This window comes from Isoptericola sp. MSGPD8_1_ISO-PGPR-S23-394 (genome assembly GCF_058072785.1).
Genome location: NZ_CM176517.1, coordinates 2,793,385 through 2,816,792, shown reverse-complemented (window position 1 = coordinate 2,816,792; position 23,408 = coordinate 2,793,385). Strand labels below are relative to the sequence as shown.

Here is a 23,408-nt window from a genome sequence, read left to right as displayed (position 1 = left end):
GGGTCTTGATGGCGAGTCCCGGTGTCGACAAGCCGAACATCCGGCAGGTCGCGCAACTCGCCGGTGTGTCCCACATGACCGTGTCGCGGGTGCTCAACGACCACCCGAACATCCGGGAGGCGACCCGGCGCCGCGTCGAGGAGGCCATCGAGGAGCTCGGCTACCGCCCGAGCATGACGGCCCGCGCCCTCGCCACGCAGCGCAGCCGCCGCATCGGCGTCCTCGTCGAGAGCGCCCTGACGTTCGGTCCCACCAGCACGTTGTACGCCGTCGAGTCCGCCGCCCGGGCGTCGGGGTACGAGGTCAGCTCGATGCTCCTGCGCGCCGGCGAGGAGATCACGCCCCAGGAGGCCGTGGACCACCTGATCGCGCTGGGTGTCGAGGCGCTGTGCGTCGTCGCGCCCCGCTCCTCGTCGATCGCGGCGCTGCGACGCATCGCCGTCGGCGTCCCCGTGCTCGTGGTCAAACCCGAGAAGGACCCGACGTTCCTCACGGTGACCGTCGACCAGCAGGCGGGCACGGCGCTCGCCGTCGACCACCTGGTCTCGCTGGGACACCGCGACATCCTGCACCTGGCGGGCCCGCTCGACTGGCTCGACGCCAGGACGCGCGAACGAGCCTTCCGTGCCCGGGCGAAGTCGTGGGGCCTGCGGGAGCGCCCGATCGTCGTCGGCGACTGGACGGCGGACTTCGCCTACGACTTCGCACGCGGGATCCGCGAGCTCCCGGAGTACTCGGCGGTCTTCGTCGCGAACGACGACATGGCGGTGGGGCTCGTCCACGGGCTGCACGAGCGAGGGTTCTCGGTGCCCGAGGACATCAGCGTCGTCGGATTCGACGACATCCCGCTGGCGCGCCACGTCATCCCGCCGCTGACCACCGTGCGGCAGAACTTCGACGCGCTCGGGGTCGCGGTCGTCGACGTCCTGCGGGCGGCGATCGAGGGTCGCGACATCCCGGACGCCACGCGCATCCCGGCGGAGATCGTCGCCCGCGCGTCGAGCGCGCCACCACGGAAGGCCGACTGATGGCCGCGCGGGAGGTCCCGGTGGCACAGGTGCCGGCACCGGTGGTCGAGATGCACGGGATCACCGTGGAGTACGCCGGCGTGCGGGTCCTCGACGGGGCGGACCTGACCCTGCGTCCCGGCGAGGTGCACGCGCTCATGGGGGAGAACGGTGCGGGCAAGTCCACCCTCATCGGCGTGCTGACGGGAACGGTGCCGCTCCTGTCGGGCGAGGTGCTCGTCGACGGCGTGCCCCGCACGCCGACGAGCGTCGCCCGCAGCCGGGCGGAGGGGATCGCGACCGTCTTCCAGGAGTCGCACCTGAGCCCGCACCTGTCCGTCGCGGAGAACGTCATGATCGGCCACGAGGTGCGAGGGCGCTTCGGCATCAGGTGGGCGCGGAACCGGGACCGCGCCTCGGCCGCGCTCGCCACGCTGGGGATCGACGACGTCGACCCGCGCACACCGCTGGAGGCGTTGTCGCCGGCGACCAAGCAGCTCGTGGCCGTCGCCCGTGCGATCGTCCTGGAGCCGCGGGTGCTCGTCCTCGACGAGCCCACGTCGAGCCTGGACGAGGCGGAGGCGGCCCGGCTGCTCGGGGTCGTCCGCCGCCTGCGTGACCAGGGTGTCGCCGTGCTGTTCGTCTCGCACTTCCTGGAGCAGGTGTTCGAGGTGAGCGACCGGATGACGGTGCTGCGCGGCGGTCGCGTCGTCGCGGAGTACCGCACGGAGCTGGTGGAGCGGGCCGAGGTCATCTCGAAGACGATCGGCGAGGACATCGACGCCCTGCAGGCGCTGCACTCCGAGCGGCTCTCGCACCACTACGCGGAGTCGAACCGGGTGACGTTGCGCGCGGCCTCCATCGGACGCCGCGGGACGCTCGAACCGACGGACGTCGACCTCGCCCGGGGGGAGGTGGTGGGGTTCGCCGGTCTGCGCGGCTCGGGTCGCACCGAGCTCGCCCGCCTGATGAGCGGGGTCGAGCGCGCCGACCGGGGCGAGCTCTGGCTGGACGGCGAGCGGGTGCAGCTGCGTGGCCCGGCCGACGCGCTGCGGCACCGGATCGCGGTGTCGAGCGAGAACCTGCGCCACGAGGGCATCGTGGCGGGCCTGACCGTGCGCGAGAACATCGTGCTGGCCCTCCAGGCGCTCCGCGGCTGGACACGGCCCTTGTCCCGGGCCGAGCAGGACGCGGTGGTCGACACCTACCTGGACGCCCTGCGCCTGTCGCACGAGGACCTCGACCGGCCGGCCGGCCAGCTGTCGGGCGGCACCCAGCAGAAGGTCATGCTGGCCCGCCTGCTGGCGACGCGGCCGCACGTGCTGATCCTCGACGAGCCGACCCGCGGCATCGACATCGGCGCCAAGCTCGACATCCAGCGCCGGGTCGCCAGGCTGGCCGGCGAGGGGGTGGCGGTCGTCTTCATCTCGTCCCAGCTGGAGGAGGTGGTCCGCCTGAGCGACCGCATCGTCGTCCTCAAGGACCGGGAGAAGATCGGCGAGCTGAGCAACGGCCCCGGGGTCACGGTGGACACCATCGTCGAGATGATCGCGGCCGAGCTGGACGAACCCGGCGGGGCCGACACCGACTGATCGGACGCTGTTACGGGATCGTGATGCGCGGGGTGGTCCCACCCTCTTTGTGACCGGTCACATTTGCGCTATGTTAGCGGTCACAAGCCAAGGGTCGGAGCTGACCCGCGGACCGGGAGCACCGGTGGCCTGGCGTCTCGAGGAGGAGAACAGACATGACACGCAAGATGTGGATGCGCGGCACGGTGGCGGCCGTCTCGGCGGCGGCGATGCTGACACTGGCCGCCTGCAGCAGCGAGCAGGCACCGTCCAGCTCGGGCGAGGAGACCGCGAGCGGCGAGGAGGAGATGGCCGAGGGTGACGGCGTCATCTCGATCGGCTTCTCCCAGGTCGGCGCGGAGTCCGGCTGGCGCGCAGCGAACACCAAGTCCATCCAGGACACCCTGACCGCGGAGAACGGCTTCGACCTCAGCTTCTCCGACGCCCAGCAGAAGCAGGAGAACCAGATCCAGGCGATCCGCTCCTACATCTCCCAGGGCGTCGACGTCATTGCCTTCTCCCCGGTCGTCGAGAGCGGCTGGGACCCGGTCCTGCAGGAGGCCCAGGCGGCCGACATCCCGGTGATCCTCACCGACCGCGCCGTCGACTCGGCGGACGACAGCCTCTACGAGTCGTTCATCGGCTCCGACTTCGTCCTCGAGGGCGAGATGGCCGGCGAGTGGGCCGTCGAGCAGTACGACGGCGAGGGCTACAAGATGGTCGAGCTGCAGGGCACCACCGGCTCGGCTCCGGCGATCGACCGCAAGGAAGGCTTCGCCGCCGCGATCGAGGGCAGCGACATCGAGGTCATCGACTCCCAGACGGGCAACTTCACCCGCACCGAGGGCAAGCAGGTGATGGAGGGCTTCCTGCAGAAGTACGACGACATCGACCTCGTCTTCGCCCACAACGACGACATGGGCCTGGGCGCGATCGAGGCGATCGAGGCTGCCGGCATGGTCCCCGGCGAGGACATCAAGATCATCACGATCGACGCCGTCAAGGACGGCATGCAGGCGCTCGCCGACGGCAAGATCAACTACATCGTCGAGTGCAACCCGCTGCTCGGACCGGACCTCGCGGAGATCGCCCAGAAGGTCGTCGCCGGCGAGGAGGTCGAGAAGCGCATCGTGGTCGAGGACCTGGCCTTCGACCAGGAGGCGGCCGCCGAGGCCCTGCCCGACCGCCAGTACTGATCGGTCGCCCGGCGGGCCCGTGCCACGGACCCGCCGGGTGGTCGTCCTTCGAACCCGCGGCGGGGTGCGATCGCACCCCGCCGCGTCCCACGGAAGGTCAACGATGACGAGCCCCGATCCCGCGGAGCGACCGGTCGTCGAGATGTCCGGGATCTCCATCGAGTTCCCCGGCGTCAAGGCGCTCGACCAGGTCGACTTCAGGCTCTTTCCCGGGGAGGTGCACGCCCTCATGGGCGAGAACGGCGCCGGGAAGTCCACCCTCATCAAGGCGCTCACAGGCGTCTACGCGATCGACGCCGGCCAGATCCGGGTCGACGGCGACCTGCAGCACTTCTCCGGACCGGGGGAGGCCCAGGACGCCGGCATCGCGACGGTGTACCAGGAGGTCAACCTCTGCGAGAACCTCACCGTCGCGGAGAACATCATGCTGGGCAACGAGCCCCGGCGACTGGGCGCCATCGACTGGCGTGCCACCCGGCGCGCGGCCGCGCGGCACCTCGCCACCATGGGGCTCGACATCGACCCGGCGTCCTCGCTCGGCGCGCACTCGATCGCGGTGCAGCAGCTCGTGGCGATCAGCCGTGCGATGGTGGTCGAGGCGAAGGTGCTCATCCTCGACGAGCCGACGTCGAGCCTGGACGCCGACGAGGTGGCGCAGCTGTTCGCCGTCGTCCGGCGGTTGCGCGACGAGGGGGTGGCGATCCTGTTCGTCTCCCACTTCATCGACCAGGTCTACGAGATCTCCGACCGGATGACCGTGCTGCGCAACGGCCAGTTCATCGGGGAGTACCGGACCGCCGAGACCGACCGTGTCGAGCTGGTCTCCACCATGATCGGGCGCTCGATGGAGGTCCTCGAGGACCTCCACGTCACGGCCGACCGGACCGTGGAGATCGAGCGGGGCTCCGACCCGTTCCTGCAGGCCGTGGGCCTCGGGCGCAAGGGCAGCGTGCAGCCGTTCGACCTGGACGTCTACGCCGGCGAGGTCGTCGGCCTCGCCGGGCTCCTCGGCTCCGGCCGCACGGAGGTCGCCCGCCTGCTGGCCGGTGCCGACCGGGCCGACGCCGGCTCGACCCAGGTCAAGGGGCGGGCGGCCCGGCTGGGGACCCCGCGGGCCGCCATCTCGCACGGCATCGCCTTCTCGTCCGAGGACCGCAAGGCCGAGGGCGTCGTCGGTGACCTGACCGTGCGCGAGAACATCGTCCTGGGCCTGCAGGCCGGTCGTGGCTGGATGCGACGTCTGCCCGGCCGCCAGGTGGACGAGATCGTCGCCAAGTACGTCGAGGCATTGAACATCCGACCGGCGAACCCGGACGCCCTGCTGCGCAACCTGTCCGGCGGCAACCAGCAGAAGGTGCTGCTGGCACGGTGGCTCGCCACCGCGCCGGAGCTGCTCATCCTGGACGAGCCCACCCGTGGCATCGACGTCGGGGCCAAGGCGGAGATCCAGAAGCTCGTCGCCGAGCTGGCGGGGCAGGGCATGGGCGTCCTGTTCATCTCGGCCGAGCTCGAGGAGGTCCTGCGGCTCAGCCACCGGATCGCCGTCATGCGTGACCGTGAGAAGGTCGCCGAGGTGGTCAACACCGAGGGTGTCGGCGTGGACGACGTCGTCGACCTCATCGCCAGCGGAGGGAAGCACTGATGCCCACGACCACCCCGGTGCGTCCACGCACCACGGAGAGCGCGCTCCGGCGCGCCTCGCACCACGCCCTGTTCTGGCCGGTGGTGGCGCTCATCGCGCTGCTCGCGGCCAACACGGCCTTCCGTCCGGACTTCCTGGCCGTCTCCGTCCTGGACGGGCACCTCTTCGGTGCGCCGATCGACATCCTGCGCAACGCCGCACCGCTGATGCTGGTGGCTCTCGGCATGACCCTCGTCATCGCGACGCGGGGCATCGACCTCTCGGTGGGCGCCGTCGTCGCCATCTCCGGAGCCCTGTCGCTCAGCTTCATCGCGACCTCACCGGATCCCGGTTCGGTCTCGACGGTGCTCCTGGCGATCGCCATCGCGCTGGGGGTCTCGCTGGTGCTGGGCGTCTGGAACGGGTTCCTGGTCTCGGTGGTGGGCATCCAGCCGATCATCGCGACGCTGATCCTCATGACCGCCGGCCGCGGCATCGCGATGCTCATCACCGAGGGGCAGATCACCACCGTCACCAGCCCGCCGTTCAAGACGCTCGGCGCCGGCTTCTGGCTCGGGCTGCCGGTCGCGACGCTGGTCGCCGGGGGAGTCTTCCTCCTGGTGGCGCTGCTGACCCGCCGCACGGCGCTGGGGATGCTGGTGGAGTCCGTCGGTATCAACCCGTCGGCCAGCCGGCTCGCCGGTGTCAAGGCCCGCACCATCGTGTGGACCGTGTTCGCGCTGTCCGGTCTGTTCTCCGGCCTCGCCGGTCTCATCCTGGCGTCCAACGTGATGGCCGCCGACGCCAACAACGCCGGGCTGTTCATCGAGCTCGACGCGATCCTCGCCGTCGTCATCGGCGGGACGTCGCTGCAGGGCGGCAAGTTCTCGCTGTCCGGCACGCTCGTCGGGGTGCTCATCATCACGACGCTGACGCTGACCGTCACGATCGTGGGGATCTCGCCGCTCGTCACGCCGCTGTTCAAGGCCCTCGTCGTCATCGCGGTGACCCTCCTGCAGTCGCCGCGGATCCGGGAGTCCTTCGCGGCCCGGGCCCGACGACGGGTCGCCCGTCCCGAGGAGGTGTCCGCCTGATGGCCGCCGTCGCCCCCGAGCGCTCCGCCGACAGCTCGTCCCCCGCCCCGCGGCCACGGAAGGAAGGTTCGTCGATGCAGACGATCGCACGACGGCTGCACGTCGACCGACGGTACATGCCCGTCCTCGGCACGTTCGTGGTGCTCGCCCTGATCCTGGTGATCGGCGGGATGCGCTACGAGAACTTCCTGTCCGTCGGAGTCCTGGCGAACCTGTTCATCAACAACTCGTTCCTCATCGTCCTCGCGGTCGGGATGACGTTCGTCATCCTCACCGGCGGGATCGACCTGTCGGTCGGCGCGGTGCTGGCGCTGTCCGCGGTGAGCGCGGCTTACCTGCTGGACGCCGGCCTGCCCGCGGTGGTCGTCCTGCCGGCGGTGATCCTCATCGGGTCGATCATCGGCTTCCTCATCGGTCTGATGGTCCACGTGTTCGACGTGCAACCGTTCATCGCGACGCTGGCGGGCATGTTCTTCGCCCGCGGCCTGTGCTTCGTCATCGCCCCCGAGTCCATCCCGATCACGGACGAGACCTTCGTCGCGATCGCGGGCTGGGACACGTGGGTCGGCGGGCAGTGGCGGATGACCACCAGCGTGGTGATCGCGCTCGTCGTCGTGGCCCTCGCCTTCTACCTGCTGCACTACACGCAGTTCGGGCGCACGGTCTACGCGATCGGCGGGGGCGAGCAGTCTGCGAAGCTCATGGGTCTGCCCGTCGCGCGGACGAAGGTGCTCGTCTACGTGGTCTCGGGCACCTGCGCCGGGCTGGGCGGGCTGTTGTTCGCGATGTACTCCCGCTCCGGCTACTCGTTGACCGGCGTGGCGATGGAGCTCGACGCGATCGCCGCCGTCGTCATCGGTGGCACGCTGCTGACGGGCGGGACGGGGTTCGTCCTCGGGTCCGTCCTGGGCGTCCTCGTGCTCGGGCTGATCCAGACCATCATCACGTTCGAGGGCACCCTGAGCTCGTGGTGGACCAAGATCGTCATCGGCGTGCTGCTGCTGGTGTTCGTGGTCCTGCAGCGGGTCCTCACCCTGCGGCGCACGTAGCGTCCGTCCGGTCCGGCCCGCCGCAGCAGCGGCGGGCCGGACCCACCTCTTCCGTCCGGATCGATCGGAGGTGACGTGGCACGAAATGTGAGCGCTAACATCCTGACCCGCGACCGTGCGACGACGCACCGTCGCCCCGCCCGGCACCGTCCGGGCAGTACCGAGACACGCTCAGCGAGGAGTAGTCACGATGTACAGAGCAGTACGACGATCGACGCCCGTGGCGTTGGCCCTGGCCCTGGCGCTACCGGCCACCCTGGCCGGACCGGCAGCCGGCGCACCCTCCGCACCGACGGCGGGCTCCGCCGTCGTCCCGACGGCCGTCGATGTGGACGACGCCGCGTACGACGCCTACGTCTTCCCGTACTTCGCCGGCGAGGGCGAGGACGGCGAGAAGATCTACCTGGCGGTCAGCGAGTCGGACGACCCGACCGCCTGGCACACCCTCAACGACGGCGAGCCGATCCTCGAGTCCACCCTGGGCACCGAGGGCCTGCGCGACCCGTTCCTCATCCGGCACCCCGAGACCGGGGTCTACTACCTCATCGCCACCGACCTGCAGATCTACGGCGGCGGGAACTTCGGCGACGCCCAGGAGACCGGCAGCCGGTCGATGATGGTCTGGGAGTCGCCGGACCTGGTCACCTGGTCCGAGCAACGTGAGATCGAGCTCGCCCCCGAGAACGCCGGCAACCTGTGGGCGCCCGAGGCGCACTGGGACCCCGCCGCGGACGACGGCGCCGGCGCCTTCGTCGTGTACTGGGCCTCCGCGCTCTACCCGGACGACGTGGCCCCCGAGAACCGCGACATCAACACGTCCTACCAGCGGATGATGTCCGCGACCACCCCGGACTTCACCGAGGGCAGCTTCTCCGAGCCGCAGGTGTGGATCGACATGAAGCGCGGCACCGGCCGCGGCATGATCGACTCCACGGTGGCCGAGCTGACCGACGGCGACGGCAGCACCTACTACCGGCTGACCAAGGACGAGGCGGACATGACCGTCCGTCAGGAGGTCTCGGACGACCTGCACCTGACCCAGGGCGTCACCGAGGGCGACGGCTGGGACCTCATCGGCGAGCAGATCGGCGTCGGCGAGCCGAACCCCTGGGGCGGCGAGTTCACGTCCGGCGAGGGCCCCACGATGTTCCCGTCGCTGACGGACGACTCCTGGTACCTCATGATCGACCAGCCGTCCTACCACGGCGGCGAGGGGTACATGCTGTTCCAGACCCAGGACCTGGCGTCCGGCGACTGGACGTCGCTGCCGGAGGTGGAGCTGCCCAGCAACCCGCGGCACGGCACGGTCCTGCCGATCACTGCCTCGGAGCAGACCGCGATCATCGAGGCCTACCAGCCGGACCTCCTCACCGAGGGTGTCACGCTGGACCGGTCCGAGCTCTCGCTCGAGCCCGGCTCGACCACGACCCTCACCGCGACCGTGTCCCCGTTCACGGCCGAGGACCAGACGGTGACGTGGTCCTCCGACGACGAGTCGGTCGCCACGGTCGACGCCGACGGTGTGGTCACCGCGGTGGCGGAAGGCGCGGTCTCGATCACCGCGACGTCGAACGGCGGCCACGGCGCGGCGTCCGCGACCGTCACCGTCGCGGCGGCCGCACCCGCCCCGCTGCCCGAGGGTGCCTGGGTCGACGAGTTCGACTCCGACGAGCTGGACTCCCGGTGGACCATCGACCGCGAGGAGGCCTCGGCCTGGTCCCTCGGTGACGGTGCGCTCACGCTGCAGTCGCAGCCCGGCGACACCTACCAGGGCGACAACAACTACGAGAACATGTTCCTCGTCGACGTCCCCGCCGGGGACTTCGTCGCCCAGACGTCGCTGGCGGCCACGCCGACGGCGGACTTCCAGGGCGCCGGCATCATGGCGTGGCAGAACGCCGACAACTACGTGCGTGCCGGCCTGACCCACGCGTCCGTGTTCGACACCGGCCCCGTCGGCGTCGAGACCGGCACCGAGACCGCCGCGACCTATGCGGCGACGTTCCTGGCCCGTGAGGGCTCCACGGGGGAGACGCTCCGGATGGAGCGCGCCGGCGACGACTTCACCGTCTCCGTCTGGGACGGCACGGGGTGGACCGAGGCCGCGACGACGACGCTGGCTCCGGGCACCACACAGATCGGCCTGTACGCGCTCGCCGCGGGCAGCGCCCCGAGCCACGAGGTCGTCTTCGACTACTTCGCGCTCGTGGAGCCGGACGGTGCGGACCTCGTGCCGGAGGGCGAGTTCACCCTCGCCGGGTCCGGCGGCCGCTCCCTGGTCGACGACGGCGGTCTCGCCCTGGTCGACGAGCGTCCCGCGGGCGTCACGAGCTTCGAGGCCACGACCGTCGAGGGGGAGGAGGGCACGTCGCCGGTCACCCTGGCCACGCCCGCCGGGCTGCCGCTGGTGCTCGACGGCGACCGGCTGACGGTCGGCGCCGAGGGTGACGAGGCCGCCGTCGTGCGGCTCGCCGACGTCGGTGGCGGCAAGACCGCCGTGCTGGTCGGTGACCAGGCGCTCGTCGAGGGTGCGGACGGGGTGCTCGCCCTGGGTGACCCGGCCGAAGCCGCTCGTCTTCTGATCGTCCCGGTCTCCGTCGAGGAGAACACGATCTCCGTCGACGCGGACGCCGAGCGCACCGAGATGAGCGACGACCTCTACGGCGCGTTCTACGAGGACATCAACTACGCGGCCGACGGCGGTATCTACGCCGAGCTGGTCCGCAACCGGTCCTTCGAGTTCAACAGCGCGGACAACGGATCGTTCACCGGCCTCACGGGCTGGGAGCGCGTCGGTGGCGGGGACGTCGCCGTCGAGTCGGACGAGGCCGAGTGGCTCAACGAGTCCAACCGCTTCTATCTCACGGTGGACTCGGACGGCACCACCGGCGTCGCCAACTCCTCGTACAACGAGGGTGTGGCCGTCGAGGACGGAGCGTCGTACGACGCCTCGGTCTGGGCCCGCACGCCCGTGGCGCAGGACCTGACCGTGCAGGTGGTCTCCGCCGGCGGCGAGACCACCTACGCCACCGGCACGATCACCGTCGACGGCTCGGACGAGTGGAAGCAGTACGAGACCACGCTGACGGTGACCGGTGACGCGAACGACGCCCGCTTCCAGGTGCTCTCGAGCGCCGAGGGCACGCTGCGCCTGGACATGGTGTCGCTGTTCCCGCGGGACACCTGGGTCGGTCCCGTCAACGGCAAGAGCCCGCTGCGCAAGGACCTCGCCGAGATGGTCGCCGAGCTGAACCCGGAGTTCCTGCGGTTCCCGGGTGGCTGCGTGACCAACGTGGGGACCTTCGACACGTACCTGGGCTCCGACGGGGAGGATCGTCGGCGCACCTACCAGTGGAAGGAGACCATCGGACCGGTCGAGGAGCGCCCGACGAACTGGAACTTCTGGGGCTACAACCAGTCGTACGGCATCGGGTACCTCGAGTACATGGAGTGGGCCGAGGACCTCGGCGCGTTCCCGCTGCCCGTGGTGTCCGTGGGCGCCAACGGCTGCGGCTCGAACATCCCGGAGATGCACCCCGGCGACGAGAACTTCGACCGCTGGGTCCAGGACACCGTCGACCTCGTCGAGTTCGCCAGGGGTGACGTCGACACCGAGTGGGGGGCCGTGCGCGCCGAGCTCGGCCACCCGGAGCCCTTCGAGCTGCCGTACATCGGCCTGGGCAACGAGGAGAACACCTCGACGTTCGAGGAGAACTTCCCGGCGTTCCGCGACGCCATCGAGGACGCCGCGGCCGAGCACGGGTGGGACATCGAGATCATCTCGAACTCCGGCCCGGACGACACCGGTGCCCGGTTCGACGAGCTGTGGGAGTTCAACCGTGAGCAGGGCGTCGACATGGTCGACGAGCACTACTACAACGAGCCGTCGTGGTTCCTGCAGAACACCGAGCGGTACGACTCCTACGACCGTGAGGGCCCGCACGTGTTCCTCGGTGAGTACGCCTCGCGGGGCAACACGTGGGGCAACGCGCTGGCCGAGGCCGCCTACATGACCGGGCTGGAGCGCAACTCCGACCTGGTCGAGCTCGCCTCCTACGCCCCGATGTTCGCCAACGAGGACTACGTCCAGTGGACCGCGGCGAACATGATGTACTTCGACAACGACGAGTCGTGGGGCACGGCGAACTACTACAACCAGCGTCTGTTCATGAACAACGTCGGTGACGAGGTCGTCCCGAGCACCCACTCGGGTGCCACTGACGCCTCGGACCTGGACGGCGGGGTCTTCCTGTCCACCTGGGCCACCCAGGCCGCCTACGACGACGTCGTGGTGACGGACAACGAGTCCGGCGAGGTGCTCTTCTCCGACTCCTTCGACGACGCCGCGGCGGTGTCCGAGAACTGGGAGCCGGCCGCCGGGTCGTGGGCCGCCGCCGACGGCGAGTACGTCCAGTCGGGGACGGCCGAGGACGCCCGGTCCGTGCCCACGGGTGCCTACGACGTCGACTGGTCGAATTACACCCTCGAGCTCGACGCCCGGAAGCTCTCCGGGAACGAGGGCTTCCTCGTCGGCTTCGCCGCGGGCGGTGCGGACGACTACTACTGGTGGAACCTCGGTGGCTGGGGCAACACCCGGTCGGTCCTGCAGAAGGCCGACGGGGGCAGCGCCGGTGAGGTCAAGGCCCTGGAGGGCGAGTCCCTGACGACCGGCCAGGACTACCGGGTCAAGGTGGTCGTCGAGGGGCGCACCATCGAGCTGTACCTCGACGGTGAGCTCCAGATGACATACACCGAGCCGGCGGAGAAGTCGCTCTACCAGGTGGTCACCCACGACGAGGACACCGGCGAGATGATCGTCAAGGTCGTCAACCCCGGTGCCTCGACCGCTCGCACCGACGTGTCGGTCACCGGCGCGTTCGAGGTCGCCTCCGACGTCGCCGTCACCGAGATGGTCGCCGACCCGTCGGCGGCCAACACCAAGGCCGACAAGACCGCTGTGGTCCCGGTCGACCGCAGCTGGGACGGGGGAGCGAACGAGTTCTCGTACGACTTCCCGGCCCACTCGGTGACGTTCCTCCGCCTCACCGAGGCCGCGGAGCTGATCGAGGTGACGCCGGAGCGTCCGACGTGGACCGACGAGTGCGGCCCGGCGAACGTCACGGGAGCACCGCTGCCCGTGGTGGAGGGCGTGGAGTACGTCGAGACCCGCAAGAACGATGGCGGGGTCAAGGTGGTGGCCACTCCGCTGGAGGGCTACGTCCTGACCGACAAGCCGTCGTCGACGATGAACCCGGAGTCGTGGACGTGGACGAAGGGCGACTCGGACGAGGAGTGCGAGCCGGAGCACCCGGTGTGGGACGCCTCGGTGGTGTACACCGCGGGTGACCGGGTGATGCACGAGGGTGCCGTGTTCGAGGCGACCTGGTGGACGCGGGACCAGGAGCCGGGGTCGTCGCCGTGGGGGTCGTGGCAGGAGATCGCCTCGACGGGCGACGGCACGGCCGTGTGGACGGAGTCGAGGATCTTCGTCGAGGGTGACGTGGTGTCCCACGACGGCGCGACGTACACGGCGCGGTGGTGGACGCGGAACCAGGAGCCGGGTGGTTCGCCGTGGGGCCCGTGGGAGCTGACCACCGGCTGACCATGAGCGGTCTGGGCAGCCCAGACGGGTGATCGGTTCTGATCACCCGTCCGGGGCCGCACGTCCGGACCTGTTAGCGTTAACAACGGCGTCCGACGGCGGACGCGAACCGCACCGGCGACGAGGCCGGGCACGATCATGAGGAGTCATCGATGACCTCACGTCCACCCTCTCCACGCGCCCGGACCGGTCGGGGCCGCCGCACGGTGGCCGGCCTGCTCGGGTTGGCCCTGGCGGCCCTGGCGGCCCTGGCGGCCCCGGTGGTCGCCGCGGCACCCACGGCCCACGCCGCCGAGCCCAGCGAGGACGGCCTGGTCGCCTGGTACCCGCTGGACGGCGACGCGAACGACGCCTCCGGCCACGGTGCGGACGGCACGGTGGACGGCACCGCCGACTGGGGCGGTCTCGGCCTCGGGTTCGACGGCGACACCTTCGTCGACCTGCCGGACGACATGGTCGCCGGGGTCACCGACGTGACAGTCGCCGCCGACGTCTGGATCGAGCCGGAGCTGACCGGCAGCTACTTCCTCTACACGTTCGGCAACCCCGCCGTCGGCAGCCCGCAGTCCGGCGACGGCTACCTGTTCAGCACGGGAGACGCCAGCTATCGCGCCACGATCTCCGACGCCGCGTGGGGCGCCGAGCAGAACACGACGGCCGACGAGGCCCTGCCCCGGGGCGCCTGGGTGCACGTGGCCTACACGCTGACCGAGGGCACCGGCACGCTCTACCGGGACGGCCAGGTCGTCGCGAGCAACGACACCGTCACCCTGACCCCGGCCGACATCGGTGGCGGGTCGACCGCCTCGAACTTCCTCGGGCGGTCCGCGTACGACGCCGACGGCCTCTTCGAGGGCCGGATGAAGGACGTCCGGCTCTACGACCGTGCGCTCGACGGCACCGAGGTCACGGACCTGGTGGTCGCGAACGCGGCGCCGGTGCTCGCCGCGGACGCGACGGCGCTCGATCTCGGGGACACGACGGCGGTGCGCGGCGACCTCGACCTGCCGACCACCGCGCCGGGCGGCTCGACGGTGACGTGGGCCAGCTCCGACGAGTCGGTGCTCGCTGCCGACGGCACCTACGGGGCGCCACCCGAGGCCGCCGACGTGACGCTCACGGCGACCCTCGACAGCCGGGGCGCGACCGCGACGGCGGACTTCGCCGTGACCGTGCTGCCGGCCGCGGGAGACGCCGAGAAGGCGCAGGCAGCGGCCGAGACCCTCCAGGTGACGAACCTCGACGACGTCCGGGGCAACCTCACGCTGCCCACCGCGGGCGACGACGGCGCGAGCGTCAGCTGGGCATCGTCGTCGGACACCATCGCCCCCACGGGTGAGGTGAGCCGTCCTGCTCACGGCGAGCCGGCGCAGGACGTGGAGCTCACGGCGACGGTGACCGTGGGGGAGGCGACGGCGGAGCGGACGTTCTCCGCGCGCGTCCCGGCACTGCCCGCCGAGGAGGACTTCGAGGGCTACCTGTTCTCGTACTTCGTCGGCGAGGGGTACGCCGACGGCGAGCAGGTCTACTTCGGGCTGTCCGAGGGCAACGACCCGCTGAACTACCGGGACCTCAACGACAACGAGCCGGTCCTGACGTCCGAGCTCGGTGAGGAAGGTCTGCGCGACCCGTTCATCATCCGGTCCCCGGAGGGCGACAAGTTCTACCAGATCGCGACCGACCTGCGGATCTACGACGGCAACGGCTGGGACGCCGCACAGCGGCAGGGCTCGCTGTCCATCATGGTGTGGGAGTCCACCGACCTGGTGACGTGGACCGACCAGCGGCTGGTGCAGGTCTCGCCCGAGACGGCCGGCAACACGTGGGCGCCCGAGGCGTTCTACGACGAGTCCATCGGCGCGTACGTGGTGTTCTGGGCTTCGAAGCTCTACGCCGAGGACGACCCGGACCACACCGGCAGCTCCTACAACCGGATGATGTACGCCACCACGCGCGACTTCGTGACCTTCACCGAGCCGCAGGTGTGGATCGACCCGGGCTACTCCGTCATCGACTCCACCGTCACGCTGCACGACGGCGAGTACTACCGGTTCACCAAGGACGAGCGGAACAACACCTCGTCCACCCCGTGCTCGAAGTTCATCACCGCGGAGAAGTCCACAGAGCTCCGCTCGACCGACTACGAGTTCATCACCGACTGCCTCGGCAAGGCGAACTCCGTCTCGGACGGCATCAGCCAGGGTGAGGGCCCGACCATCTTCGCGTCGAACACCGAGGAGAAGTGGTACCTGTTCATCGACGAGTTCGGCGGCCGCGGCTACGTGCCGTTCGAGACCACCGACCTCGAGGCTGACGAGTGGGTCATGTCCACCGACTACGAGATGCCGTCCAGGCCGCGGCACGGCACCGTGCTGCCGGTCACCCAGGCCGAGCACGACCGGCTGCTGCGCACCTACCAGCCCGACGCGTTCGTCGAGTCCGTCGACGACGTGGCGGTGACCGTGCAGGTGGGCGACGCCCCGGTGCTGCCGGACGAGGTGCCGGTCACCTTCGCCGACGGGACCGCGGGCACGACGCCGGTCACCTGGGAGGACGTCGAGCCGGCTGCCTACGCGCAGGCGGGGACGTTCGAGGTCGCTGGTGCCCTGGGACAGGGTGCCTCGCTCCCGGCCCGGGCGGTGGTGACGGTCACCACCGACCCGGTACCGGTCGAGGCGCTCTCGGTGACACCGGAGAGCCTGGAGCTCGCGGTCGGCGGGGAGCGGTCGCTGACGGCGACCGTGACACCGGCCAACGCCAGCGGGCGCGAGGTCGCCTGGTCGGTCGCCGACGAGGCGGTCGCCACGGTCAGCGCGGACGGCGTCGTGACGGGCGTCGCCGAGGGCGCCACGACGGCGACGGCGACGACGGCGGACGACTCGTTCGCCGTCGACGTGCCCGTCACCGTGACGACGGAGATCCCCGGCCTGGTGGTCCGCTACCCGCTCGACGAGTCCGAGGGGACGACGGCGGCCAACACCGCGCCGGACAGCGCGTTCGGCGACGCGACGCTCGAGAACGGCGCGTCGTTCACCGGGCAGGGCGTGGCGCTGGACGGTGCCGACGACTTCGTGGACCTGCCGGACGACGTGCTGGCCGGCGTGCACGACGTCACGGTGGCGCTGGACGTACGGATCGACGAGGCCCAGCCGACGCCCTACTTCGTGTACGGCCTGGGCAACACCAGCGGGTCGGCCGGTGACGGCTACCTGTTCAGCACCGGCAACGCCTACCGGACGTCGATCGCGACCGGGAACTGGAGCACCGAGCAGACCGTCACGAAGGGGTCGAACCTCGCCCGCGGCGTGTGGAAGCACCTGGCGTACACGCTCGAAGGGGACACGGCCGTGCTCTACGAGGACGGTGTCGAGGTCGCCCGGCAGGCCGGCGTGACGATCGACCCGGCCGACATCGGTGACGGGCGGACCGCCGCCAACTACCTCGGGAGGTCGCTCTACTCCGGTGACCGCTACCTGGCCGGTGACGTCGCGGACTTCCGGCTCTACGACCGGGCGCTGGACCCGGACGAGGTCGCCTCGATCGGCGTCGACCACACGGGGGTCACGGGCGCGACGCTCGACGAGCTGAAGGTGGACGCGATCGTCGACGACGCCGGCAGCACCGTCACGCTGCCCGTCGAGCCGGGCACGGACGTCACCGCCCTCGCCCCGACGCTCGAGGTCTCCGCCGCCGCGGAGGTGACGCCGTCGAACGGGTCGGTCCAGGACTTCACGGACCCGGTGGTGTACACAGTGACCGGCCCCGAGGGGGCGGAGCGCACGTGGACCGTGCGGGCGGTCGAGATGCGCAGCCCCGTGCTGCCGGGGCTCTACGCGGACCCGAACATCGCCCAGTTCGGCGACACGTTCTACCTCTACGCGACCTCGGACGGCTACCCCGGCTGGGGAGGGAAGGAGTTCTACGTCTGGAAGTCCGCCGACCTGGTGGACTGGGAGCGGTCGGACGAGCCGTTCCTCACCCTGGACGGCGAGGACGGCGACGTCCCGTGGGCCACGGGCAACGCCTGGGCTCCGACCATCACCGAGCGCGACGGGAAGTACTACTTCTACTTCTCCGGCCACAACCCGACCTACGACCGCAAGACCATCGGCGTGGCCGTGGCCGACGACCCCGAGGGGCCGTTCACCGCGCAGCCGGAGGCGATGATCACCAACGCGGAGGACGTCAAGTCCGGTCAGGCGATCGACCCGGCCGCCTTCGAGGACCCGGAGACCGGCAAGCGCTGGCTGCTGTGGGGCAACGGCGGGCCGGCCGACGGCCCGGTGATGGCCGAGCTGAACGACGACATGGTCTCGATCGACGAGTCCACGCTGCAGCGGATCGAGGGGCTCCAGGACTTCCGCGAGGGTCTGTTCGTCAACCACCGCGACGGCATGTATCACCTGACCTACTCGATCGACGACACCGGCTCGGAGAACTACCGGGTCGGGTACGCCACGGCGGACAGCATGACCGGTCCATGGACCTACCGGGGCGTGATCCTGTCCAAGGACACCTCGCAGGGACTCCTCGGCACCGGGCACAGCTCGATCCTCAACGTGGACGGGACCGACGACTGGTACATCGCCTACCACCGGTTCGCCGTCCCCGGCGGCGACGGCACCCACCGGGAGACCACGATCGACCGGTTGACGTTCGACGAGGACGGGTTGATGCAGCCCGTGGTGCCGACGTTGACCAGCGTCGCACCGGTCGAGGTCGCCCCGGAGCACCCGGCGTGGGACGCCTCGGTGGTGTACACCGCGGGTGACCGGGTGATGCACGAGGGTGCGGTCTTCGAGGCGACCTGGTGGACGCGGGACCAGGAGCCGGGGTCGTCGCCGTGGGGGTCGTGGCAGGAGATCGCCGAGACCTCGGACGGGACGGCCGTGTGGACGGAGTCGAGGATCTTCGTGGCGGGTGATGTGGTGTCCCACGAGGGGGAGAGGTACGAGGCGCGGTGGTGGACGCGGAACCAGGAGCCCGGCGCCTCGGCGTGGGGTCCGTGGGAGCTGACCACCGGCTGACGCGCTCTGACCCCTGAAGCGCCGCCCGTGCCGCTGTGGGTATGAAGTCTCCGGATCTCGAGGCGAGATCTTCGGAGATCTCATACCCACAGCGGCATGGGCGGCGCGGTGTGCTTGCCGGAGGGCAGGAGGCGCTCGCGCGTCCCTCGGGAACGCCTGCCGCGCTGCAGGTTCGTTTCTGTTCGTTCCAGCGAGCGACGTGCTCGACCGGTTGAGAACCGTCGACTGCCTCAGTAGCGTCGCGTCCGATGTTGACGTGAACATCGGCATCGACGCCAGCTGCTCCCGGGCAGCGCGAACGAACGGAGAGACGATGAGGTCTCGTCACGCATGGACCGTGTCGGCGGTCGCCGCACTGGCCCTGTCGGCCGCCGGTGCGCCGGCGGCACAGGCCGCCGACGGGGTGCCGACGACGGACGATCCGCCCACGTACACGCAGTACGGGGCGATCGCCGACCCTGGCGCCGCCGACCCCGACTACTTCCAGCCGCACTGGTACGACACGGACGGTCGCCACGTCCAGGCCCACGGCGGTCAGGTCGTCACGACCGAGGAGGACGGGCAGACCGTCTACTACTGGTACGGCGAGGACCGGAGCAACGGCTACTGGGGCAGCCCGGGCGTCGCGGTGTACCGCTCCACCGACACCCTGAGCTGGACGAACGAGGGCACGGCGCTGCGCAGCGTGACGACGAAGGACGAGCTCGAGAGCCGGTACTTCGACGACCTGTACGACACCGTGGCCGACGATGGGACGGTCGACACCGCGCGCGTCGACGACCTGAACTACTACCTGAACTCCGCGCAGGCGTCGGACTACACGGCGATCTTCGAGCGGCCGAAGGTCCTGTACAACGAGGCCAACGACAACTGGGTGATGTGGTGGCACGCCGACGGGCAGACCAGCCCGGGTGGCAGCACCTACGCGCGGTCGATGGCCGCCGTCGCCGTCTCGGACAGCCCCACCGGTCCGTTCCGCCTCACCGGGTCCTTCCGCCTCTACAACCGCGCCGACCACCAGGCGTGCACGGACTCCGCGGTGCCCGGTCAGGCGCGGGACATGACCGTCTTCCAGGAGGACGACGGCTCGGCCTACATCGTCTACTCCTCGGAGGAGAACCACTCGCTCTACGTCGCGCGGCTGAACGCGGACTACACGAACGTCGAGCACACCACCACCGACGACCCGATCGGGATCCAGTACGCGGAGGACGGGCAGTACCCGTACCTCTTCGCCGACGGCTCGGCCGACGCGCCCGTGCGTGGCGAGGACTTCCAGATCGTCAAGGAGTGCGGTCACCTCGAGGCGCCGGCGATGTTCACGCACGGTGGGAGGTACTACGTGATCGCGTCCGGGGCGACCGGCTGGGCGCCGAACTCGCAGACCTACTACTCGACCGACGACCTCCTGGGCACGTGGGTGCGAGGTGTCGATGCCGACGACCCGGCCGAGGACATCCGCTACGACGCGATCCCGGAGGGCGGGGACGGGCGGCTGTCGATCGGGGACGTCCGCGGCACCACCTTCGGGTCACAGTCGACCGACGTCCTCACCCTCGGCACGGGCCAGCACGTCTACCTCGGCGACCGGTGGAACGCCGGTGCGGCGGACTCCACCTACGTCTGGTTGCCGATCACCGTCGGGGAGGGCGGCCGCCTCGAGATGCGCAACCCCGCCGACGAGGACCTCGCCGCGTGGGAGACCGGCTGGGACGCCGGCTACTGGGACGACAAGGGCGTCGGCGAGGAGATCTGGACCGTCGTCGACGACGGGCTGCCCGAGACGGTCCGGCGTGGCACGGACCCGGAGGCAGCCCTCCCGACGACGGTCTCCGTCCAGGTGGGGGAGGCGACCTCGGACGTCGCGGTCGAGTGGGACGCTCCCGACCTCGACCGGCTCGGTCGCCAGACGGTCGTCGGCAACCTGGCCGCTGCCGACGGCTTCGGGCCCGGTCGACGGATCACCCGCGAGATCCAGGTATGGGACGAGGGTCTGGTGAACCTGGCCCGTGACGCGACGGCTTCGGCGTCCAGCCGCGACGACCTCGTCGCGACGGTCGTCGACGGGGACACCCGCTCCAAGGGCTGGGACGACTGGTCGGGGGACGGCTACCCCCTCGACAGCCGGCTCGAGCTGACCTGGGACGCGCCGCAGCAGCCGTCCGAGGTCGTGCTGCACACCTACGCCGACGGGGCGGGGGCGACCTGGCCCAGCTCGGTCGCCCTCCAGTACCAGGACGCGACGGGAGACTGGGTCGACGCCGGGGTGAGCGCTGCCGTCGTCCAGGACCCGGCCGCCGGTGCGCCGGTCGTGGAGCTCGACGCCACGTCGGTCCCGGCGACGCGGGGGCTGCGGGTTCTCCTGCACACGGACACCGACACCTGGCAGTCCGTGTCCGAGCTCGAGGTCTGGGGAGAGCCGGGGCGTCCGGACGTGTGCGGCGCCACCGGGGCGACGCTCACCGCGTCGTTCCACCAGACGCGGTACGAGGAGATGCCGCCGCAGCACGCCTGCGACGACGACGTCGCCACCGCCTGGTCGACCTGGGACGGCGACACGGTGCACGAGTCCGCCTCGCTCACGGTGGCGTCGGACAGCCCGTTCGAGGCCGACCGGGTCGAGCTGACCAACGTCGAGGGAACCGTGACGGGAGTCAGTGTCGACCGTCTCGCCGCCGACGGCAGCTGGCAGCCCACGACCGCGCAGGACGTGGCGCCGGAGGCGAACGGCGCGCTCACCGCGGTCGACTTCGACGCCGTCACCACTGCCGCGCTGCGCCTGACCTTCACGACCCCGGGCTCGTTCCTGAAGATCACCGAGCTGACGGTGCCTTCGCCCGGACCAATCGACCTGTGCACGCTCGGCGGTACGGAGGCCAGCGCGTCGTTCCACCAGACGCGCTACGACGAGATGCCGGCGGGGCACGCGTGCGACGGCGACGACGGCACCGCGTGGTCGACGTGGGACGGGGACACGCACCACGACGAGGCGACCTTCGAGGTCACCACCGAGACGGCCTTCGTCGTGGACGAGGTGTCGTGGACGAACACCGAGGGCACCGTCACGGCGGCCGACGTCCTGGTCCGCGAGGCTGACGGGAGCTGGCACGAGGTCGCCACCGACGTCACGCCGGCGGCGAACGGGGAGTCCACCACGGTGCCGTTCGACCCCGTGAGCGTGACGGGGGTGCGCCTGGTCCTCTCGACGCCGGGCTCGTACCTGAAGGTCCGGGAGGTCACGGTCCTGGGCGAGGTGGCGGCAACGCCGGAGCTCTCGGTCTGGGACGCCGGCACGGCGTACAGCGCAGGGGACCGGGTCGCCTTCCACGCTGCGGCCTTCGAGGCGACCTGGTGGACGCAGAACCACGAGCCGGGGTCGTCGCCGTGGGGGTCGTGGCAGGAGGTCGCCGAGACCTCGGACGGCACGGCGGTGTGGACGGCGTCGCGGATCTTCGTCGCGGGTGACGTGGTCTCCCACGAGGGGGAGAGGTACGAGGCGCGGTGGTGGACGCGGAACCAGGAGCCCGGTGGGTCGAAGCACGGCCCGTGGGTGTCCGTGACGTCCTGACCCCCGCCGAGCAGGAGGTTGTGCCCGCTATCCGCCGGGGATACGGGCCCAACCTCCTGCTCGGCAGTGGCTAGGAGCGAGTGACGACGCGCAGCCCGCCGCTCCAGCCCGGTCCGGTGCGGACCTGGTCGGTGGTGAGACGTCCGGTGGTGGCGAACTCTGCCCACGCCGCCCGCAGCTCGCGGCCCGCCTCCACGAGGTGGGCTGCGCCGTCCGGCCCGATCACCGGGGCCTCTGCCCACCGTTCCGTGCTCGGGAAGAGCAGTCCGAGCTCGACGGCGTGCGTCGCCCCGAGCGGGTTACCGACGGGTCGGGCAGAGAGCTCGGCGCAGACGACGGCGGCCCCCGCGTCGGCCATGTCCGTCGCGAAGGCCCGGGCGCCCCGGCGGAACAGGGCGTCGGTCACCCGGCGGGACACGAGCCGGAACAGCGCCGGGCCGAACAGCGGCTTGGCCCGCAGGGCACGTCCCTTCGGGTCGAGCTGGACGAACGCGGCCCCGTCCTGGGCCATCCACGTCACCAACAGCTCCGTCCCGGGTGCCCGACGGCGCCAGGTGGCCCGGAACTGGTCCTCCGGAGGCAGCGGTGCCCGTCCGTACTCGGGGGCGAACGGCATGCCGGAGCGGTCGTTCATGCCGGCGACGGCGGCGGCGGCGCGGCCCTGGGCGTCGAGGACCTCCTCGACGGCACCGGTCGGGTCCAGGTCGCCGACGGTGTCGGCCATCCGCTCGTGGACCTCGGTCCGGCCGCCGCGGATCCCGAACGGTGCCGACTGGAGGATCGCCCGCTTCACGAGCCCTTCAGCGCCGTCCGCCCCGAGCACGTGGGCGACCAGGTCGGCTCCCGCGGACTGGCCGAGCACCGTCACCCGCTCGGGGTCGCCGCCGAACGCCTCGACGTGCCGCTGGACCCAGCGCAGCGCCTCGACGAGGTCGAGCAGCCCGAGGTTCGCCGACCGGCCGCCGGGCCGGCCGCCGGGCCGGCCGCCGGGCCGGCCACCGGGCCGGCCACCGGGCCGGCCACCGCGGCCCGGCGCGGGCGACCCGAAGAACCCCAGCGCCCCGAGCCGGTACGTGACGTTCACGACGACCATGCCGTGCTCGCGGCACAGCGTGGTGGGGTCGTACCCCGGCAGGTCGCCCGCGCCGGAGACGTAGGCGCCGCCGTGCACCCAGACGAGCACGGGCGCCGCAGCGGTGAGGTCGGTCGGTCGGGTGATGCTCAGGCGCAGGCAGTCCTCGGTGAACGTCGCGCCGGTCAGCTGCGGCCCGTAGACCTCGTCGGCGGCGCTGGGCGGCTGCGGGCAGGCGAGCAGCGTGCGCTGGAGCACTGCGGACTCGCCCGGATCGGGATCCACGGCCTCGGGGGCGGCGAAGCGTCCTGCCCGGGCGTACCGGATGTTGCGGACCCGGACGACGCCGTCGTGACGCAGGGCGGCGAAGGATCCCAGCGGTGTGTCGAGAGCGATGGCTTCGCCGGCCGGGCCGGCGTCCTGCTGGGTGGTGGAGCTCGGGGTCATGGCGTCCTCCTCGACGGCGTGCGACCACGATAGCGAACCGACCGGCCGGTATGCGCGAGTCGGCGTCCTCCCTGGTCACGATCGGCTCCCGATGTCTCCGGAGCGTTGACTTCCCGAGCGTAGACCTGTTGATATATGGAGCCATCACCATATT

Annotated in this window: 10 protein-coding genes; 9 read left to right on the top strand and 1 reads right to left on the bottom strand. The window is 70.9% G+C overall.

The window, feature by feature from the left end:
- The first annotated feature begins 8 nt into the window (after positions 1 to 8).
- The 9 genes from AC3RJ8_RS12905 to AC3RJ8_RS12865 all read left to right on the top strand — a co-directional run bounded on the left by AC3RJ8_RS12905 (position 9) and on the right by AC3RJ8_RS12865 (position 21,735).
- Positions 9 to 1,028, top strand: coding sequence for a LacI family DNA-binding transcriptional regulator (locus AC3RJ8_RS12905; protein ID WP_489713005.1), 1,020 nt, complete (start codon positions 9 to 11; stop codon positions 1,026 to 1,028).
- A complete protein-coding gene (locus tag AC3RJ8_RS12900; RefSeq protein ID WP_489713004.1) occupies positions 1,028 to 2,599 on the top strand; it encodes a sugar ABC transporter ATP-binding protein in 1,572 nt (523 codons plus the stop codon). Before AC3RJ8_RS12905 ends, AC3RJ8_RS12900 begins: the two co-directional genes overlap by 1 nt.
- 155 nt (positions 2,600 to 2,754) lie before the next feature.
- Positions 2,755 to 3,774 (top strand): ABC transporter substrate-binding protein, encoded by a 1,020-nt coding sequence (locus AC3RJ8_RS12895; protein WP_489713003.1) that lies wholly within the window; start codon positions 2,755 to 2,757, stop codon positions 3,772 to 3,774.
- Between the two features lie 103 nt (positions 3,775 to 3,877).
- Positions 3,878 to 5,416: a sugar ABC transporter ATP-binding protein gene (locus tag AC3RJ8_RS12890; RefSeq protein WP_489713002.1), complete on the top strand. Its 1,539-nt coding sequence runs from the start codon at positions 3,878 to 3,880 to the stop codon at positions 5,414 to 5,416.
- The gene (locus AC3RJ8_RS12885; RefSeq protein WP_489713001.1) at positions 5,416 to 6,489 is read left to right on the top strand and encodes an ABC transporter permease; all 1,074 of its coding nucleotides are present in this window, start codon (positions 5,416 to 5,418) and stop codon (positions 6,487 to 6,489) included. Before AC3RJ8_RS12890 ends, AC3RJ8_RS12885 begins: the two co-directional genes overlap by 1 nt.
- Positions 6,490 to 6,563: 74 nt before the next feature.
- Complete coding sequence (gene yjfF, locus AC3RJ8_RS12880) at positions 6,564 to 7,538, top strand: galactofuranose ABC transporter, permease protein YjfF (RefSeq protein ID WP_489713000.1); 975 nt, start codon at positions 6,564 to 6,566, stop codon at positions 7,536 to 7,538.
- Between the two features lie 220 nt (positions 7,539 to 7,758).
- The gene (locus AC3RJ8_RS12875) at positions 7,759 to 13,140 is read left to right on the top strand and encodes an alpha-L-arabinofuranosidase C-terminal domain-containing protein (protein WP_489712999.1); all 5,382 of its coding nucleotides are present in this window, start codon (positions 7,759 to 7,761) and stop codon (positions 13,138 to 13,140) included.
- A gap of 152 nt (positions 13,141 to 13,292) precedes the next feature.
- A complete protein-coding gene (locus AC3RJ8_RS12870; RefSeq protein WP_489712998.1) occupies positions 13,293 to 18,167 on the top strand; it encodes a family 43 glycosylhydrolase in 4,875 nt (1,624 codons plus the stop codon).
- Between the two features lie 313 nt (positions 18,168 to 18,480).
- Positions 18,481 to 21,735 carry a discoidin domain-containing protein gene (locus tag AC3RJ8_RS12865; protein WP_489712997.1) on the top strand — a complete coding sequence of 1,085 codons (3,255 nt, stop codon included), beginning with the start codon at positions 18,481 to 18,483 and terminating at the stop codon, positions 21,733 to 21,735.
- A 70-nt stretch (positions 21,736 to 21,805) separates the two neighbouring features.
- Here AC3RJ8_RS12865 and AC3RJ8_RS12860 read toward each other — a convergent pair whose 3' ends face one another.
- On the bottom strand, positions 21,806 to 23,254 hold the full coding sequence (locus AC3RJ8_RS12860; RefSeq protein WP_489712996.1) for a carboxylesterase family protein: 1,449 nt from the start codon (positions 23,252 to 23,254) through the stop codon (positions 21,806 to 21,808).
- Positions 23,255 to 23,408: the final 154 nt, after the last annotated feature.